General features: G+C 60.8%; 1 protein-coding gene. It reads left to right on the top strand.

All coding sequences use genetic code 11. The features are described from left to right. Positions 1 to 657, top strand: a 657-nt coding sequence (locus OWC48_RS45945; protein WP_282525919.1) for a Tn3 family transposase, incomplete at its 5' end; no start/stop codon positions are given. Positions 658 to 725 lie beyond the last annotated feature (68 nt).

Below are 725 nucleotides of genomic sequence, written 5' to 3'. Positions count from 1 at the left end.
CCCCGTCTGGCGGACATCGGCGACGCCAAACTCTGGCGTATCGACCGCCAGGCGAGCTATGGGCCGTTCGATCAGACCGCCTGGGGCAGGGTTAAAATCAATCTGATCCGGGAAAACTGGTCCGACCTTATCCGCTTGGCCGGATCGCTCAAGCTCGGCCACCTCAAGGCCGCAGGCGTCATGCGAATGCTGCAGGTCAAAGACCGCCCAACAACGCTGGCCAAGGCCCTGTCTGAACTCGGCCGCATCATCAAGACGCTGCATATCCTGCGATACATCGATGACCGGCCGTTCCGGCGACGAATATTGTTTCAGCTCAACCGGCAGGAATTGCGCCACAAGCTCGGTCGGCGCGTCCATCACGGCGATCGGGGCGAAATCAGAAGCCCTCTGCGTCAGGGCCAAGAGGAGCAGCTTGGGGTCCTCGGTCTGGCCCTCAACTCCATCGTCCACTGGAACGCTGTCTACATGCAGGAAACCGTGCGCCAACTCAGCGAGGCCGGGACGCCGCCGCTGCCCGCCGATATCGCTCGGCTCTCGCCGATATCTTGGCGTCACATCAATTTCCTCGGCCGCTACAACTTCTCCGTGCCTGACGCCGTCGCAAACGGCGGCCTCAGACCGCTACGCCAACCTAATTCCGAATGGGACTTTTGAAAGGAAATAATGCCCCTTACGACACTTTCCTGTTCCGCTCAGCCGCACGACCCATGTTCGATCGACCG

It is taken from the genome of Bradyrhizobium sp. Arg816, from assembly GCF_029989365.1.
GTDB lineage: Bacteria > Pseudomonadota > Alphaproteobacteria > Rhizobiales > Xanthobacteraceae > Bradyrhizobium.
This window is presented reverse-complemented; position numbering and strand designations above follow the sequence as displayed.